The 16,687-nt window shown below is 46.9% G+C and carries 15 protein-coding genes; 11 read left to right on the forward strand and 4 right to left on the reverse strand.

What is annotated here, in order from left to right; genetic code table 11:
• The first annotated feature begins 67 nt into the window (after nt 1–67).
• Nucleotides 68–4,174, forward strand: a complete 4,107-nt coding sequence (locus tag BN1938_RS04200) for a LamG-like jellyroll fold domain-containing protein (protein WP_050639395.1) — start codon at nt 68–70, stop codon at nt 4,172–4,174.
• 128 nt (nt 4,175–4,302) lie between these two features.
• Here the strand turns inward: BN1938_RS04200 and BN1938_RS04205 are convergent, their stop codons facing one another.
• From BN1938_RS04205 to BN1938_RS04215, 3 genes are all read right to left on the reverse strand, one after another.
• The gene (locus tag BN1938_RS04205) at nt 4,303–4,779 is read right to left on the reverse strand and encodes an SAM-dependent methyltransferase (RefSeq protein ID WP_050639396.1); all 477 of its coding nucleotides are present in this window, start codon (nt 4,777–4,779) and stop codon (nt 4,303–4,305) included.
• 151 nt (nt 4,780–4,930) lie between these two features.
• Nucleotides 4,931–5,761 (reverse strand): MerR family transcriptional regulator, encoded by an 831-nt coding sequence (locus tag BN1938_RS04210; RefSeq protein WP_050639397.1) that lies wholly within the window; start codon nt 5,759–5,761, stop codon nt 4,931–4,933.
• A gap of 187 nt (nt 5,762–5,948) precedes the next feature.
• Nucleotides 5,949–6,251, reverse strand: coding sequence for a helix-turn-helix domain-containing protein (locus BN1938_RS04215; protein ID WP_050639398.1), 303 nt, complete (start codon nt 6,249–6,251; stop codon nt 5,949–5,951).
• A 193-nt stretch (nt 6,252–6,444) separates the two neighbouring features.
• Between BN1938_RS04215 and BN1938_RS04220 the strand changes: the two genes are divergently transcribed.
• From BN1938_RS04220 to BN1938_RS04250, 8 genes are all read left to right on the forward strand, one after another.
• Entirely contained in the window at nt 6,445–7,197 is a 753-nt protein-coding gene (locus tag BN1938_RS04220; RefSeq protein ID WP_050639399.1) for a hypothetical protein, read from the forward strand.
• Nucleotides 7,198–7,265: 68 nt separating this feature from the next.
• Entirely contained in the window at nt 7,266–8,621 is a 1,356-nt protein-coding gene (locus tag BN1938_RS04225; protein WP_050639400.1) for a family 43 glycosylhydrolase, read from the forward strand.
• A gap of 122 nt (nt 8,622–8,743) precedes the next feature.
• On the forward strand, nt 8,744–9,733 hold the full coding sequence (locus BN1938_RS04230) for a diguanylate cyclase domain-containing protein (protein WP_050639401.1): 990 nt from the start codon (nt 8,744–8,746) through the stop codon (nt 9,731–9,733).
• A 29-nt stretch (nt 9,734–9,762) separates the two neighbouring features.
• Nucleotides 9,763–10,353: an HD domain-containing protein gene (locus BN1938_RS04235; protein WP_050639402.1), complete on the forward strand. Its 591-nt coding sequence runs from the start codon at nt 9,763–9,765 to the stop codon at nt 10,351–10,353.
• Complete coding sequence (locus BN1938_RS24055; RefSeq protein ID WP_255350405.1) at nt 10,346–10,477, forward strand: hypothetical protein; 132 nt, start codon at nt 10,346–10,348, stop codon at nt 10,475–10,477. Before BN1938_RS04235 ends, BN1938_RS24055 begins: the two co-directional genes overlap by 8 nt.
• Before the next feature lie 84 nt (nt 10,478–10,561).
• On the forward strand, nt 10,562–11,236 hold the full coding sequence (locus BN1938_RS04240; protein WP_050639403.1) for a response regulator transcription factor: 675 nt from the start codon (nt 10,562–10,564) through the stop codon (nt 11,234–11,236).
• Nucleotides 11,233–12,477 (forward strand): sensor histidine kinase, encoded by a 1,245-nt coding sequence (locus BN1938_RS04245; RefSeq protein WP_050639404.1) that lies wholly within the window; start codon nt 11,233–11,235, stop codon nt 12,475–12,477. Before BN1938_RS04240 ends, BN1938_RS04245 begins: the two co-directional genes overlap by 4 nt.
• 160 nt (nt 12,478–12,637) lie before the next feature.
• Entirely contained in the window at nt 12,638–13,687 is a 1,050-nt protein-coding gene (locus BN1938_RS04250; protein WP_050639405.1) for an aromatic acid exporter family protein, read from the forward strand.
• Here BN1938_RS04250 and BN1938_RS04255 read toward each other — a convergent pair.
• Nucleotides 13,639–14,079 (reverse strand): metal-dependent transcriptional regulator, encoded by a 441-nt coding sequence (locus BN1938_RS04255; RefSeq protein ID WP_082202781.1) that lies wholly within the window; start codon nt 14,077–14,079, stop codon nt 13,639–13,641. The genes BN1938_RS04250 and BN1938_RS04255 overlap by 49 nt on opposite strands.
• Nucleotides 14,080–14,226: 147 nt before the next feature.
• On the opposite strand from BN1938_RS04255, the gene BN1938_RS04260 reads away from it, so the two are divergent.
• On the forward strand, nt 14,227–14,472 hold the full coding sequence (locus tag BN1938_RS04260; RefSeq protein ID WP_050639407.1) for a FeoA family protein: 246 nt from the start codon (nt 14,227–14,229) through the stop codon (nt 14,470–14,472).
• A 1-nt stretch (nt 14,473) separates the two neighbouring features.
• Nucleotides 14,474–16,627 carry a ferrous iron transport protein B gene (feoB, locus tag BN1938_RS04265; RefSeq protein ID WP_197278207.1) on the forward strand — a complete coding sequence of 718 codons (2,154 nt, stop codon included), beginning with the start codon at nt 14,474–14,476 and terminating at the stop codon, nt 16,625–16,627.
• The last annotated feature ends 60 nt before the right edge of the window (nt 16,628–16,687 follow it).

Consider the following 16,687-nt stretch of genomic DNA (forward strand, 5'->3'; position numbering starts at 1 on the left):
GATATCTACTCTTTATTGTTGATAAGGAGTTCAGACTAAAAACATATCAGAAGGAGAAAACAGAGAAATGAAAGGGAAAATGATGAAGAAGCTGCTGGCTATGGCGATTGCAGCGGCGAGTATCATGTCGGCTCCCGGGCTTCTTACAGCAAATGCTGCGGGGAATACGGCAGGAAATATGGCAGGAAATACACTTGCAGATACAGCGGCAGATACGGGGGCACGGGATCAGGCAGCGTCCCAGCGGTCAACGGGGGAAACAGATATCCAGCCAATGGAAGCGAATGGGTTTCTCTCATCGGAGGGTGATACGGCGAGGACCGTTGACGGAGCTGCTGATGTCAGCTTTGGAGTAGTTTCCGATACCCATGTGCGGCAGGATAAGGCAACAGAAAAGAGCAGGCTTGCAAAGGCCGCTTCCTTTTTCAGCCAAGCAGGACTGGATCGCATGGTAGTGGCGGGAGATCTGACAGATAGTGGTTCTGCCAGCGAATATGACGCTTGGGGAAGCATTATTAATGAGAATCTTTCTATTCCGCTAATCGCAAGTATGGGAAACCACGAGAACAACAGCGCGGATTATTTTACTAAGACGACCGGTAACAAGCCCAATAACCATCAGGTTGTTAACGGATATCATTTTATTACACTCAGCCCGGGAAGCGGACAGCTGGATCCGGAAACCGGAAAGGGAACGACTCAGGGGGGCGGCAATTATTCCTATGCGGTGGAATGGCTGGAGGAACAGCTTACAGCGGCAGAAGCGGATACACCGGACAAGCCGATATTTGTATTCTTCCATCATCCGATTAAGAACACTTTTTATGTGTCTACAGAATGGTACGGAAGCGGGCTGGACGAGGTGTTCAAATCACATCCGCATGCGGTCACATTTTCCGGGCATATACACAGTCCGAACAATATGCCTACCAGTATCTGGCAGGATGGCGGTTATACCGCGGTTAACACGGTTACGCTCTCTTATATGGAAATGGAGACCGGTATGATCTATGGTTCTGTTCCGCCAAATGCAAGCCAGATTGCACAGGGGCTTGTAGTTGAGGCAAGCGGAAGCAGGGTGACCATTAAAAATTATGACTTTCTTGCGGACAAATGGATTCCGCAGACATGGACATTTGATGTAAATGAGACACTGCCTTATACGGATGAAAGAGCAGAATCTGCAAAGGCGCCATATTTTGAGGAAGGTGCTGCGCTTACGGTGAGTGAGATTAAGGATGACTCGGCAAGGCTGACATTTGACCAGGCAAAAGTGCCGGAAAATAATGTGGGGGATCTGGTGCATTCCTACAAATATGAATTTATTAATACCGATACACAGACGGTTGTGAAGACTTTTAAAACATGGTCCAATTACTATCTGCAGCCGATGCCGGAACAGATTACGCAGGTGGCCCCGGATCTGGAGGGAGGAACATCCTACGAGGTGCGTATTTATGCCATCGATGCATACCAGAAAATGAGTGAAGACTATTTGACGCAGACGTTTAAAACGACTGGTGAATCTTCAACAGAACCGGGATTTGATGATATGGTAAGCGGTGTGCCGAAAGCAGATCTACTGGATGTAGACTTTTCTGACGGCTCAATTGCGGATCATTCGGAATCCGGGAACACATTTTACGGCAGCGATGGAAGCAACATCACCATGGATGAAGGTCTTGGAAAATATGCGGCATCGTTTACCGGCAATACAGAAGAAGCTTTTCTGACAGACTGGTCAGCGGAGCAGTATGATAAAACAAATGATGATTTTACAATCGAATCCACCTTTAAAGTTGATAAATTCTCCGGCGGTTATGTGGATTTGTTTGGTAATATGGAATCCGCGGGCATTGGCTTTGAAATTCCGGCTTATGATGAGGAATCCGCAAGTCTGGAGGCATGGGTGCATATCGGCGGTTCCTATAAGCGGCCCATTGCCACAGGCGCTCTGAAATATGGCGAATGGAATCACGGTGTCATTACCTATGACGGAAGTAAGGTGACACTGTATCTGAACGGACAGAAGATTGCATCCAGGGAAGCATCGGGTGAAGTGAAAACACCTCCGGCAAGCTCACGGTATTTTGTTATCGGAGGTGACAGCGGTTCGAACGGAAGCGTACAGTCTCCGATGGTTGGGGCAATTTCTACGGCACGTCTGTACAGTAAAGCTCTTACAGCAAAACAGGTGTCTATGCTTGCCAATAGGGAACTGCCGGTGATTGACAAAAGCAAACCAGAGATCCGGCTTGCATCGGCGCCTGCTTCGGAGGGGACACTGAATGTGGACTATACGGTTCCCGCAGCCCAGGCGGCTGATAACAGCACAATTGCAGTGTTGACAGCGGTTGTGAAAGATCCGGATGGTAATGAGATCTTAAAGCTGGGCGGAGATGGCAGCGAGACAGAGGAAACAACGTTCAGGCCGGAGAAGGCGGGAACCTATCAGCTGAGTTTCACTGCGGCCGATCCTGCGGGAAATACGGAGACGAAGAGTTTTTCAATTGAAGTGAAGGCCGGGGACCGCAGTAAACTGGACGAGGCAATCATCAGGGCTGCATCCATCAGCAATGAAGAACTTGCCACCTATACGGAAGAGAGTATAGGCAGAATGATGGCGGCGCTTCAGAAGGCAATGGAAGTTACAAGTGCTACAGGACAGGAAGAAATTGACGCGGTGACAAAGGAACTGAACGATGCCATTGACGGACTGGAGAAAAAACAGGAAAAACCACAGGTGGATAAAACCCAGCTGAATGAACTTTATGAGGCAGTCAAGGGGATTACAGGTGAAGGGTACACCGCAGAGAGTTATAAAACTCTGGATGAAGCCCGCACCAAAGGTCTGGAGATTATAAACAGCGATACCGCTGATCAGGAGGCAGTGGATGCGGCATATGCAGAACTGCTGTCAGCAAAAGATGCTCTTTCGGCTGCTGAAATACAGAAATATATGGAGCTGGTTCTTCAGGCGGCGGAAGCGGCAGACACCGCGGATGCATCGAAAGAGGCTCTGGAAGCATTCCACAAGGCAGAAGAGGAACTGAGAGGGCTGCTGGAAGACAGCAATGCCAAAACACATGTGAAAGCTGCGAAAGCGATTGGCGTCATAAGAGCCATGGGCGGCCTGAATCCGGATACTGTAAACGCAGAAGGGCTTAAACTGGCGGTACAGGCAGCGGAAGTATTGAATCAGGCTGCATACACAGTAAGCTCATGGTCTGTCTTTGAGACAGCATGCCTGGAAGCACAAGGGCTGCTGGATAAACTTGAAGAGGCAGTGGCATATGATTTGGATCAGGAAACCAGTGATCCGGCGGTTATCCCAAAAGCAGACGGTCTGAACCCGGAGCCGGAGAAAATATCTGGAGAAATAGTGGATGCAGAAAAAGTAGATGCAGCGATCGAAAACCTGGGGACTGCTGTTATGGAACTGACAGAAAAGCCGGTTGAATTGCTGGCAAAGTTAAATGCATCCATTGCAAAAGCAGATGTGGTCCTGGCAAACACAGAGAGTTATACACCCGACAGCCTGAAAGGCCTTCAGGAAGCAAGAGATGCAGCGAAAGTGCTGGCAGATGCAGGGGAGGGCAATGAAGAGGAAATGCTTCAGGTACTGGGCACGCTTGATACTTTATTAGGCCAGGTAAAGAACCGCGCTGATAAGACAGAATTGGTTATGGCGCTTTCAAAGGCTTCTCTGGTCAAAGAAGCAGAGTATACAAAGGAAAGCCTGAAAGCGTTTAAAAAAGCTTTCGAAGATGCAAAGGCGGTAAATGAGGATTTGAATGTGTCAGATCAGGCGGTTGTGGACCAGGCAGTAAAAACGCTGGAAGAATCTATGGAAAAACTCGTTAAGATTGAGGATAACTCCGGCAATAACGGAGGAAATAATGGGAACCAAAACGGCGGAGATCAAGGCCAGAACGGAGGAAACAACAGTCAGAGCGGCAGTGATAATAACCAGAATGGAGGGAGCCAGAATAACGGCAACAGCAGCCAGGGAGGCAGCAATAAACCGGTGCAGCAGGCTTCCGGAACCAATTCTTCTGCTGTGAAGGCCGTAAAAACAGGTGACAACTCTTCCTTTCTCTTACTGGCGGTTCTGGCAATGGCAGGACTGGCTGGAGCTGCAAGCGCAGTTGTACTGAGAAAAAAACAGAGATAAAAGCAGATTTACAGCTGGTTAAGATTTATAAAGGCTGATGTAAAGCACCCGGGAAATGATTTCCGGGTGCTTCTTATGGTTCTTATCAATATGGATCGATCGAACAGTTCTGGAATAGAAAAGCGTTGTTAAAAGTTAAATTCATTCTCCCATGCAAAGTCTGCAGACTCTTCCAGGCTCATCGGCCAATGGCTGCACCAGGCCGGAACCCCGGGGTTTTTCACCCTGTCCAGGCTGGGCGTGTAAGGCTTGATGTCCAGGAGGGGTGTGTTGTCATTTGCATCAATATAGGCAATCTGAATGATGCCTTTCAGGTAATCGATGCGGATCATCTCTGCTGTGGATAAGGCAATCGGGTTCGGGCGCACCGGTGACCTTGTGGCAAAGACGCCCATGACCTCCGGTGAATTCTTGTAGGGCTCTTCTGTTTCCAGCTCAGAACGGAATTCTGCTGTGTCAAAATCACTGAACCACCACAAGACATTAATGTGGCTGAATCCGTCCAACGCCTGCAGTGCAGGAATGAATTTTGGCGCGAGCTGCAGGAAGGTTCCGCTTTCGCCGTTGTAGATGGTTCCAATCGGGTTTACTTCATATGTTTTCATGCTGTTTCCTCCATTTATTCTTTTTCCCCGTACGAAAGGATCCCCGGTGGGCCTGCCTGATGCGGGGAACTGGTTTGTAAGCATAAGGTAATCCCTGACACCGTGTGAGAGTCAAGAAAAAACGTCCTGTAATTTTAACTTACAAGACGTTTTAGGTAATCTTCTTCAAAGGTATTTGAATTTCTGTTAAATAGGATTGCGGGCATTCCTCATTCCATGGACCCCGGTGTACGATCTGCCGGTTTGGTCCGGACATTTTGTAACGGCTGTTTTTCTGCAGCCATTGTGCAAAGGCGAGGTAAGCGCCCGCGATATTAAAGAATTCTCCATACACCATGGTGCAGGCCATGGCGGGAACCGGTTCGGCTGGGCGCAATGAGAAGCCGCCCACAGTCTGGCCGGTTAAATCCTCAACTTTTTTTAGAACAGCACATAGTTCTACGTCTACATTTTCTTCTTTGTATTCCTCGTCGTGGTATATTGAAAATGTTTCACCGGACAGATCAATTCGGTTCAGCACTGCAAAGGCGGATAGTTCTTCCCACAATCCGCCTTCCGCATAATAATCGGGAATCACCCGCCTCAGAGACAGGACGTGGTAAGCTGGAATGGATTTGACAGCTATCTGATAATGCAGTTCATCCTTTCCGGAAAGAAACTGATTCTTTGCAATCTCAATCCTCTTTAACTTTGCCTGTTCAGCTTCAATATTTCCCATAATTTCCAGATATTTACGATCCAGCTGCTCCACAACAGTGTCATCATTCCCGTTCTTAAGGATATCAGCAATCTCCGCAACCTGAAATCCGCTGTCCCGCAGATAAACAATCTTATTCAAAACAGGTATTTGTGCAGCCGAATACATCCGGTACCCCGACCAGGAATCAATCTCAGCGGGGGCCAAAAGCCCCATCTTATCATAATACCGCAGCATCCGGACAGAAACCTGAGTTAACCTTGAAAACTCACCAATACGAAACATATTGCCGCTCCAATCACAGTTCCAATTATATTTTTCATTATATGGAATATTTAACAATACTTCAATATCCAATATTCATGGAGCTGTATATCATATCAGCTTTGCTTCGCTTACCTATTATCGGGCAATTGCACTGTCCTTACCCGCACCCCAATTTGGACAAACGGACCTTCTACCATCCCCCATTCTACTTACCAAAGTCTCCAGATCTACGTTTCATTGCTTTTATTAATTCTGTCAGAGCCTGGACCTCGTCTTCTGTCAAACCGGACAGATCGAGTTCCTGCTTTTTTTCTAGTCCCAGCAGATAATCAGTAGTAACTTTAAAGATTTGTGATATAGAAATTAAGACATCATAGGAAGGCATGCGCAGTCCGGTCTCATAGGCACTAATGACGGATTTAGTTACGCCAAGCCTCTGAGCTAACTGTGCCTGAGTAAAATTATTCTGCAGGCGTAAAGTCTTAAGCGTGTTTCCAAATTCTACCATACCAACACCTCCCATTTGTAGTGTACTATAGTATATGTATTTAATAGGTGGATTAAGTATTGATATAGTTGACAAAGAATGGAAGATTAAGTTATAATTTTATGTTGAAACAGGGAAAGATTCTATATCGGTTTTTTCCGCAGTAAAAAGTAATCTATAAACCTATCAAAAGATGAAAGGCAGAGTAAAAATAATGGTATTCGTGGTAAGTATCTGGCCTGTTTTAGATTCTGAAGAAAAAAGAAGAGAGATTCATAAAATACTGGAAGACTGTGGTACAGTCCGGGAAAAAGTAGAGACCAAATTGACCAGACTTGGCCTGCGAAACTTTCTGCTGCAGATTTACGGCGAGCAAAAATGGACGGGAAATCTGAGAAATCGTTTCAAACATCTTGATAAATATTTGGATATAAGATATAAAGAAAACAGCAGTCTTCTTACCTATGTATGTGAATTCAGTTCCAGGGACGATTTTACGGCTGCCGAGGGGCAGATCAGGAGCGTCTGTGAATCGGAGGAAGATACTATTTACGTATCCGGCGATTCTCAAAAAACAGAGCTGATACTGGAGTTGCTTGAAAATGAACATAATATCATGCTAATGAATTATTATGAGCCCGATTTATATAGAATGTTTACTAAAAACCTGAGTAAAATGAAAAAGTTTGGTGCGGCCTGCGGCATAACCCCCAGGGATTACCTTATCGTATCCGATGCGGTGCTTGCATTGTTCAACATCGAGCCATTTGCCCAGATAAGCTGGATACCAATCGGGAAAGAGGACGGGAAACTAAATAAGCTGAACAGGAGAGAGTATGAAGGTATTTTAGGGGACTGGCAGGAGGAGATTCATAAACCAGAGAACCAGGTAACCTTTCTCGGTTTTCGCTTCATATCCTTAGAAATGCTTAGAAAAATGAATATAGAAAAAAAGGGACACTTTTAACATATTTCTATTTTACTGCAAAGGGGTCAGACCCCTTTGAGAAGATCCCTTTGGGAGGAATGACTGTCATGAGAGAGTATAAAAATACCAGAAACCCCATTCTGCCGCCGGATATCCACATTCCGGACGGTGAGGGCCATGTTATGACGGATGGAAGGCTTTATATCTATGGAAGCTATGATGAGACAGCGAATGAATATTGTAGTGACAGGTATTATGTTGTGTCTACTGCAGATATGGAAAAATGGGTGATTCACGATGAGGCATTTACCGCAGAAGCGGTAACGTGGATTCATGATGGGAATGCCCCTAAATATCCGGGGATTGACCGGGAACATCCGACTCCGTTCATGAAGAAGATTCTGGAGGAAGCTGCGGGAAGTAATGACATTCAGGAAGAGGGGGATGAGACGGCTGATGAAGAGGCCGTATTTTTATATGCTCCGGACTGCATTTATAAGGAAGGAAGGTATTATCTCTATTTTTGTACATCGGATGACAGGGAAGGGGTGGCCGTTTCTGAGTGCCCGCAAGGCCCGTTCACGAATCCTGTACAGCTGCCTTGCGGAGGGATAGATCCCGCTGTTTTTATAGATGATGACGGGAAGGCCTATTACTATTGGGGACAGCTGTTCTCCCATGGAGTCAGGCTGAATGAAGATATGATATCTTTTGACCCGGATAATATCGTGGATAATCTTGTGACAGAGGAAAAGCATTTTTTCCATGAAGGGTCTTCTATGCGTAAGATGAATGATACTTATTATTATGTATACGCTGATATGCAAAGAGGGAGGCCGACAGCCCTTGGATATGCCACCGGCAGTTCACCGCTGGGCCCGTTTGAATATCGGGGAATTATCATTGATAATGCTGGCTGCGATCCGGAAAGCTGGAATAACCATGGTTCGATAGAATGCGTAAATGGACAGTGGTACGTGTTTTACCATCGCAGCAGCCGGGGATGCCGTCAGTACAGGAGGTTATGTATTGAGCCCATTTTCATCAATCCGGACGGGACAATCGATGAGGTGAATATGACCTCTCAGGGGCCCGGGAAACCTTTTGGCCCGGGAGAGAAAATAATGGGGTATCAGGCCTGTGGGCTTAAAGGGAGCGTATATATCGGTGCGGAAGAAAACAGGGGGGCAGCATATGAAGAAATACTGACACATATATGCCATGGAGATGAAGCCATATTCCGTTATGTACGTAGCCAGGTTGAATTTCGCAGTATACGGATACTTGCGTCGGGAAGCGGCCAGATAGAAGTACTTATGAATGGGCATTCTGCAGGTACTGTGAAAATAACGGACGGAGTACAGATAAACAGGGATATTAATATGCCTGCGGGAGAATATGAGCTTGTACTGCGATTCATGGAAACAGAAGGGTTAGAAATAAGAGAGATTGTTATAAATTAGACAAATAAGGGCAAAGGGGTCAGACCCCCCTGCAGAGGGGTCTGACCCCTTTGCGTTAAAACTATCGACAATGGTAATATCTATGTGCTATGATTGTCATAAGAATTACAGGAGGAAAGAATATGAGTGATACATTATGCCAAGAAGCCTGCGTTCTGATACAGGAGTTGATGGAATGCTATGTATCCAGGGGAGTAGCTGAAATTGAAGAGATGTACCAGTATCTTTCCCCGGATATTCTGGTGATCGGTACCGGGAAGCATGAATTTTATACCAATCTTGAATCGCTTAAGGCTGGACTGGAGAAGGATCAGGAAGAGGCAAAAGATATTGATTTTATTATAAAAAATGAATGGTTTAAGGCAAAACAGTTTACGGATGACTGCTGCGTTGTTTATGGGGAGTTTGAAGCCTGTGAGAATAATATAGAGGGCAAACAGGTTATCATCAATATGGACACGAGAATTACGGCGGAGGTACATAGGCGGCCGGACGGGAGCCTGGAGGTGGGAAGTCTGCATCATTCGGTTCCATATGTATACCAGAATGAGGGGGAATATTATCCGAAGACGTTTGCAAACATAGCAGAGGAAGCGCTGCGGCGCAGTCAGATTCTGGAGAAGAGTATCCAGCTAGATTCTTTAACAGGGCTTTATAACCGTAAATATACGGAAAAGCATATTAACAGAATACTGACCGCTGATAAGACGGGCGGGCTCATGTTAATGATTGACCTGGATGAATTCAAGCGGGTGAATGATGAGAAAGGCCATCTTGTGGGGGACGAGCTGCTGAAGAAGGTTTCAAGCATTCTGGCCAGGGGAGCTGCTCAGGCATCCGATATAGCGGGACGGATTGGCGGAGACGAGTTCATGGTCTTTCTGCCCGGAGACAGAAGTTTCGAGGAGGGTGACCGCCTGGCGGGGTATCTTATAGAATCAATTGGGCATGTCTTTTCAGGCATAGGATTGGATCAGAGCTGTTCTATAGGGATTGCCAGGGCGGAAATAGAGGGGGAAGATTTTGAAAGCCTTTACCATAAAGCAGATGCTGCGCTATACGAATCAAAGGCCTCAGGAAAAAGAACTTTCCAGTGGCATTTGAATAAATAAAAATTACTGTGAAGAAAGGTGGTAAAATTATGGTAAGTAATATCAGCAGAGAAGAGGCATTCGAGCTGCTAAAAAAATATAATAAGGAGCCATTTCATATTCAGCACGCACTGACTGTGGAGGGGGTTATGCGATGGTATGCCGGCGAGCTTGGCTATGGAGATGATGCGGATTACTGGGCTATAACCGGCCTGCTTCATGATATCGATTTTGAACGCTATCCGGAGGAACACTGCCAGAAAGCGCCGGAGCTTCTGAAAGAGGGCGGCGTGGGCGAAGATATGATTCACTCAATCTGTTCACACGGATATGGAATCTGCAGCGAGATAGAGCCCCAGCATGAGATGGAAAAGGTTATGTTTGCGGCAGATGAACTGACAGGCCTGATCGGGGCCGCAGCGCTGATGCGGCCATCCAAGAGTGTAATGGACATGGAAGTATCCAGCATAAAAAAGAAGTTTAAAGACAAAAGATTTGCGGCGGGATGTTCGCGAGATGTGATACGACAGGGGGCAGAGCGGCTTGGCTGGGAATTGAACGACCTGTTCGAAAAGACAATTCTTGCTATGCGTTCCTGCGAGGAAAGCATCAACAAAGAGATGGAGAATTACAGTGCATAAACAGCGTATTCCGGGCATTGCAAACGGAATCTATGGCGGAGGCCCTGCAGTATATGGTGGTGAGACTGCTGTGAGTGTGGGGCGCTCAGCCCATATAAATGCGGAACGGATCAGGGAGACCTGAATCGTTCCGCATTTATATGGGCTGAGCTAAATTTCTAAGCCTTTATTAAGGTAGCTATGGTAAACTGTTACTGAGGTGATGATGATGAAATTATTATTTGCTGAGGATGAAGTAAGTATGTCGGAGGCGGTTGTGGATATTTTGACCTATCATAAATATATTGTGGACGCAGTGTATGACGGAGAGGCGGCCCTTGAGTATGCCCGTGCAGCGCAGTATGACGGGATTATTCTGGATATTATGATGCCGAAAATGAGTGGGCTCGAGGTTCTGAGCCTTTTGCGCAGGGAGGGATGCCGCACGCCGATTCTGCTGCTGACCGCGAAGGCGGAGGTGGAGGACCGCATACAGGGACTGGATCTGGGGGCGGATGATTATCTCCCCAAGCCTTTTGCCATGGGGGAACTTCTGGCCCGGATCCGTGCTATGCTGCGGCGGAGGGAGGAATTTACCCCGGATATCATAGAATGCGGAAATATCGCGCTGAACCAGCAGAGCTATGAGCTAAGCGGGAATGGACAGACATTTGTGCTGACAAAACTGGAATACCGGCTGATGGAAACTCTAATGCTGAACCAGGGGATGTATCTTTCGTCGGAGGAACTGCTCGTGAAGGTGTGGGGATATGAAACAGAAGCCGAACTGGGGACGGTCTGGGTATATATATCATATCTGAGGAAAAGGCTGTCGTCCATGAATGCTAACGTGGAAATAAAAGCAAAACGAAACATCGGATATACTCTGGAGGTTAAGAGATGACGAAAACACTTCAGAAAAAATTCATAACCACTGCTATGCTGGCAATTACTGTGTTGATTTTAGTTCTGCTTGGAGCGATCAATGGAATATATGGCCTGATATCCGGCCGGCAGATGGAACGGATGCTGGGGATGATGGTCTACAATGGGGGCGCCCCCTCGCTGCAGCCAGAATTACCCGGCGGAGTCAGGCCGGGCTTTTTGGAGCAGCCGATCGATGAGGATACCGCCATGTCGGCCCGTTATTTTCTGATCCGTTATAATTCGGACGGTGAGGCTGTGCAGACTGATGTCAGTAAAATCGCTTCCGTGACAGAAACAGAGGCCGAAAAAATGGCAGAGAAGGTAAGGAAAAGCGGGAGCTCAGAGGGCAGGGCGAAACAATTTCGTTATAAAATAGCGCAGACCCATGACGGAAAAGGCAGTGTCGTCATTTTTCTGGATACATCCTCACAGACCCGCAACATACTCATGGTCTTAGGGATTTCAATATTTATCGGCATCCTGTGCTGGAGCCTTATGCTGCTTTTCGTCATTCTGCTATCAAAAAAAGCGATACTGCCCATCGCGGAAAATATAGAAAAACAAAAACAGTTTGTAACAGATGCCGGACATGAGATCAAGACCCCTCTGGCTATAATCATGGCAAATACAGACGCCATGGAGCTGCACAATGGGGAAAATAAATGGAGCCGCAATATCCGGGAACAGACGGTACGTCTCAACGGACTTATGCAGAATCTGCTGGCCCTTGCAAAAATGGATGAGGGCGCAGTAAAGCTGCCTTCGTCAGATATCTTACTGAGCAGTCTGCTGGAAGAGATCCTGCCGGCTTTTTATGAGCCGGCCGCTCTCAAAGAAATCATAATAGAAGAAAATATTCAGCCCAACATCATCATGCACGGGAACAGAGATAGTATGTCAAGGCTCATTACGATACTGCTGGACAATGCGGTAAAATACACGTCTAAGCAAGGAAATATTATAATTTACTTAGAAAGAAAAGAAGGCGTTATTACATTAAGTATAAAAAATACGTGTGATATGCTCCCGGAAGTCGATCCAGAAAAACTCTTTGACCGCTTTTACCGAGGCGACAGCGCCAGAACACAAAAGAGCGGGGGTTACGGCATTGGCCTATCTGCAGCCCGCGCTATAGCAGAATCACAAAAAGGAAGCATTACGGCATCCTATGAAGAAAACCAGATTATATTCACAGTAGAACTGAAGAACTCTAAGTAAAGGAGATATAAACCAGGTACCCCGCCCGCTCCTTTATCTGCGCCTGTAAATTGTCTTAAAATACAGGAGATAAAAGATTAAAAAAAGGTTATGCTATAGAGTAAAAGCTCTGCATATTACTGAGCATATGCTAAGTTGGAATCGTTAAAGGGGAGACTCTATGAAACCGGGAAAGAAGAAAGAAACAGGTGCAGTCCTGATAGAAGCAGTAAGAATTGCAGTGGGAAGCGGCGCAGCCATGTATGCAGCTTCCCTTTTGCATCTGGAATTTGCCGCATCGGCGGGAATGGTAACGCTGCTTACGATACTGACTACAAAGTGGGAAACGCTCAGGCTCTCAGCTGCCCGTATCCTGACTTTTATTCTGGCGGCAGTCCTGGCATGGTTAGTATTCAGTCATATCAAAAGCGACGGCGCTGCATTTGGAATCTTCATATTTTTACTGGTATTGATAAGCGAATGGGTAGGCTGGAGGATAACTGCATCCGTAAATGCGGTCATAGGCACACACTTTTTGGCTACACGAAACTTTTCGATTGCTTTTATTGCAAATGAATTTCTGATTGTATTGTTAGGGATCACGATAGCCATCCTTGTTAATCTGTTTCAGAATAATGGAGGGCAGAGGAACAGAATTATAGAAAATATGCGTTATACAGAGCAGGAATTTTCCGATATACTGGGAGAACTGGCTGCATTTTTATATAGCCGGGACAGAAGGGAGACTGTTTGGGAGAAGCTGGAACTTTTAGAACGGAAACTGGAGAATTTTATAGAGCAGGCATATGTGTATCAAAACAACACCTTCAGAGCTCATACCAGTTATTACAGCGCCTATTTTGAAATGAGGGAAAAACAGTGTGGGGCACTTCAACATCTGCATCAGGAGATGGAAAAGCTGAAGGCGCTTCCAAAGCAGTCCTTTATTGTGGCAGATTATATTTCCTATTTAAAACACTTTGTCAAGGAGATGAACCGGCCGGAAAAGCAGCTGGCACGCCTGGCGGCGCTGTCTGAGGAGATGAAGGCACAGGAACTCCCCGGCAGCAGAGAGGAGTTTGAGAACCGGGCGGTGCTCTATCATATCCTAATGGATCTGGAAGAGTTTCTGCAGTATAAGCAGCATTTTGTGGAGCGGATTGACGAGACGCAGTTTGCCGTTTACTGGAAAAAAGAGGTAGAGGATTTCAGACGCTCCAAAAGCAGGTGAAGATTTGCTACCGTTTCCCGGTTAATATAATGTTCAATTTTTTCCACCTGTTCGAGTTCATTCTCTGAATGATTCAGCAGGCACAGAAATTCGTGCAGTATATCGTGCCGGTAAAGCAGATACTCCCCAACCTCCAGCCCCTTGGGCGTTGCGGTCAGGTAGCCGTATTTCTGGAAAGAGATGTATCCCCTTTCCTTCAGTGCGTTAACCATCTTCGATGCGGAGGAGGGTTTTACATGCAGATTCTCAGACAGTGCCTGGATTCTTACGATATCCTGTCCCTTGAGCATCCGGCAGATCATCTCCAGATAATCCTCCATAGATGCGGTCAGATCGTCTGTGTTATGCAGTTCATATCCTTTTTGGGTATAAAAATCATTTCTATTGTCCATGATATCATTTCTCCTATTAAGATAAAAAAGTTAAAATCTATCCGAAATATATTCCCCAATGTGTCACAGAATCCCGAAAAATTAATATTATAGAATCAGGAAAGAAAGTTTCCTTATCCTAAATTCTATGACAAGGCGGTGGCGCTTATGAAAAAGGAGATCTGTTTAAACGATATACAGCCGGGGGAGAAGGCGGTTGTCAGAGAGCTGAGGTCAGATGGAAGTATCCACAGACGTCTTTTGGATATCGGTCTGGTCAGAGGAACGAAGATTGAATGTGTGGGAAAGAGCCCCGGAGGGGATCCGGGGGCATTTTTAATCCGCGGTGCGGTGATTGCGATCCGTTCGGAAGACTGCGGGGATATCCTGGTTCATACTTTGGAAGGCGCCTGATATGGGGCGCGAAAAAGTGATTGCCATAGCGGGCAATCCGAATGTGGGGAAGAGCACGGTATTTAACAACCTGACGAATCTGCACCAGCATACGGGAAACTGGCCGGGAAAGACGGTTACCAACGCTTCGGGATATTGTGAGACTAAGGACTATTCTTATAAAATGGTAGATATTCCGGGGACGTACTCGCTGCTGGCCCATTCGGCTGAGGAAGAGGCTGCCCGGGATTTCATCTGTTTTGGGGACGCAGATGCGGTTATTGTGGTCTGCGATGCTGTCTGCCTGGAGCGGAATCTGAATCTCGTCCTGCAGATTCTGGAAATCACCAGAAAGGTGATTGTCTGTGTAAACCTTCTGGATGAGGCAGAAAAGAAGGGAATTTACGTCAATCTGGATACCCTTTCCCGGGAACTGGGCGTACCGGTCATCGGCATGGTGGCAAGGGAGGGGAAGGGCAGAGATCAGCTGCTGGAGACTATGGATCATATGATGCGGGAGGCCGAAAACGTCAGGCAGGAGCTTCAGGCTTCTTCTGTAGGATGCAATGCTGCAGAAGGATATGTTATTCCATACTGCCGGACGCTGGAAAAGGCGATTTCTCTGCTTGAGCCTGCGGTGGATGCGGTGCTGGAGGGAATACAGATGCCCTCGGCATCCTCCTGCAATGGATGTCTGAACAGCAGATGGCTGTCCCTGCGGCTGCTGGATTATGACAAGGCGCTGGATGAAGGCATCCGCAGATACCTGCATAGAAACATCTGTCAGGAACGCTGCCTGAAGGAAGCGATTCCGGAGGCACAAAAATTACTGTACAATCAAAATATGGATAAGAAACGGCTGGAGGAAGAGATTGTATCATCGGTCATGTATATTGCGGAACGAATCAGCGAAAAGGCTGTGACGTTTACAAAAGAACATGCGGACAGCCGGGACCGGAAAATTGACAGTATTCTAACCAGCAGGCGGGCGGGGTATCCGCTGATGGCAGCGCTGCTGATGGCAGTGCTGTGGCTGACCATAACAGGAGCAAACTATCCCTCTGAAATGCTGGCAAAGGGGCTGTTCTGGATCCAGGACAGACTGACGGAACTGTTTGGACTTATAGGCGCGCCCGCCTGGCTGCATGGGATACTGGTCCTGGGGGTTTACAGAGTGCTGGCATGGGTTATCTCTGTGATGCTTCCGCCAATGGCAATATTCTTTCCGCTGTTTACGCTGTTGGAGGACGCCGGTTATCTGCCCAGAATTGCATATAATCTGGATAAACCCTTCAAAAAATGCTGTGCATGTGGAAAACAGGCACTGACTATGTGTATGGGATTCGGATGTAATGCCGCAGGGGTGGTGGGATGCAGGATCATAGACTCGCCCAGGGAGCGGATGATTGCAATATTAACCAACAGCTTTGTGCCCTGCAATGGACGTTTTCCTACACTAATTGCAATTATAACCATGTTTTTTGCCGGGATTTCCGGAGGCGCAGGTGCATCATTATTATCGGCGTTTTTACTCACTATGTTTATCCTGCTTGGTGTAGCCATGACATTTCTTGTATCCTGGATTTTATCAAAAACAGTGCTAAAAGGCGTGCCCTCGTCCTTTACGCTGGAACTGCCGCCTTACCGCAGGCCGCAGGTGGGCAAAGTGATTGTCAGATCCATCTTTGACAGAACCCTGTTTGTGCTGGGCCGTGCGGTAGTAGTGGCCGCGCCTGCCGGGCTGTTTATCTGGGCTGCGGCCAATATAATGGTGGGAGATACGAGCCTTTTGAATTATTGTGCGTCTATGCTGGACCCGTTTGCCAGAATGCTGGGACTGGACGGTGTGATACTGATCGCCTTTATCCTGGGGCTCCCGGCAAATGAGATTGTTGTGCCCATCATAATTATGGCCTATATGGCACAGGGCAGCCTTGTGGAATTTGACAGCCTGGCAGAAATGAAAACATTGTTTGTGAGTCATGGCTGGACCTGGCTCACGGCGGTCTGCACCATGCTCTTTTCCCTTATGCACTGGCCCTGTTCCACAACACTGCTGACTATTAAAAAAGAAACGGGAAGCTGGAAGTGGACGCTGGCGGCACTGGCAATACCGACTTGTGCAGGGATACTTATATGTTTTGTCGTGGCACAAATCGGAGGCTGCTTTTTGTAAGGAGGTATTTAAAAGAAAGAAAAACAGCTCGTCTACGGCTGGGGCGTAAAATGAAGAAAT

Source organism: Eubacterium sp. SB2, assembly GCF_001244405.1.
GTDB classification, from domain to species: Bacteria; Bacillota; Clostridia; order Lachnospirales; family Lachnospiraceae; genus Faecalicatena; species Faecalicatena contortus_B.

Excerpts from the sequence above, each read along its gene's own strand:
- BN1938_RS04200 (WP_050639395.1), top strand. The coding sequence starts at position 68 with ATGAAAGGGAAAATGATGAAGAAGCTGCTGGCTATGGCGATTGCAGCG.
- BN1938_RS04205 (WP_050639396.1), bottom strand. The coding sequence starts at position 4,779 with ATGAAAACATATGAAGTAAACCCGATTGGAACCATCTACAACGGCGAA.
- BN1938_RS04210 (WP_050639397.1), bottom strand. The coding sequence starts at position 5,761 with ATGTTTCGTATTGGTGAGTTTTCAAGGTTAACTCAGGTTTCTGTCCGG.
- BN1938_RS04215 (WP_050639398.1), bottom strand. The coding sequence starts at position 6,251 with ATGGTAGAATTTGGAAACACGCTTAAGACTTTACGCCTGCAGAATAAT.
- BN1938_RS04220 (WP_050639399.1), top strand. The coding sequence starts at position 6,445 with ATGGTATTCGTGGTAAGTATCTGGCCTGTTTTAGATTCTGAAGAAAAA.
- BN1938_RS04225 (WP_050639400.1), top strand. The coding sequence starts at position 7,266 with ATGAGAGAGTATAAAAATACCAGAAACCCCATTCTGCCGCCGGATATC.
- BN1938_RS04230 (WP_050639401.1), top strand. The coding sequence starts at position 8,744 with ATGAGTGATACATTATGCCAAGAAGCCTGCGTTCTGATACAGGAGTTG.
- BN1938_RS04235 (WP_050639402.1), top strand. The coding sequence starts at position 9,763 with ATGGTAAGTAATATCAGCAGAGAAGAGGCATTCGAGCTGCTAAAAAAA.
- BN1938_RS04240 (WP_050639403.1), top strand. The coding sequence starts at position 10,562 with ATGAAATTATTATTTGCTGAGGATGAAGTAAGTATGTCGGAGGCGGTT.
- BN1938_RS04245 (WP_050639404.1), top strand. The coding sequence starts at position 11,233 with ATGACGAAAACACTTCAGAAAAAATTCATAACCACTGCTATGCTGGCA.
- BN1938_RS04250 (WP_050639405.1), top strand. The coding sequence starts at position 12,638 with ATGAAACCGGGAAAGAAGAAAGAAACAGGTGCAGTCCTGATAGAAGCA.
- BN1938_RS04255 (WP_082202781.1), bottom strand. The coding sequence starts at position 14,079 with ATGGACAATAGAAATGATTTTTATACCCAAAAAGGATATGAACTGCAT.
- BN1938_RS04260 (WP_050639407.1), top strand. The coding sequence starts at position 14,227 with ATGAAAAAGGAGATCTGTTTAAACGATATACAGCCGGGGGAGAAGGCG.
- feoB (WP_197278207.1), top strand. The coding sequence starts at position 14,474 with ATGGGGCGCGAAAAAGTGATTGCCATAGCGGGCAATCCGAATGTGGGG.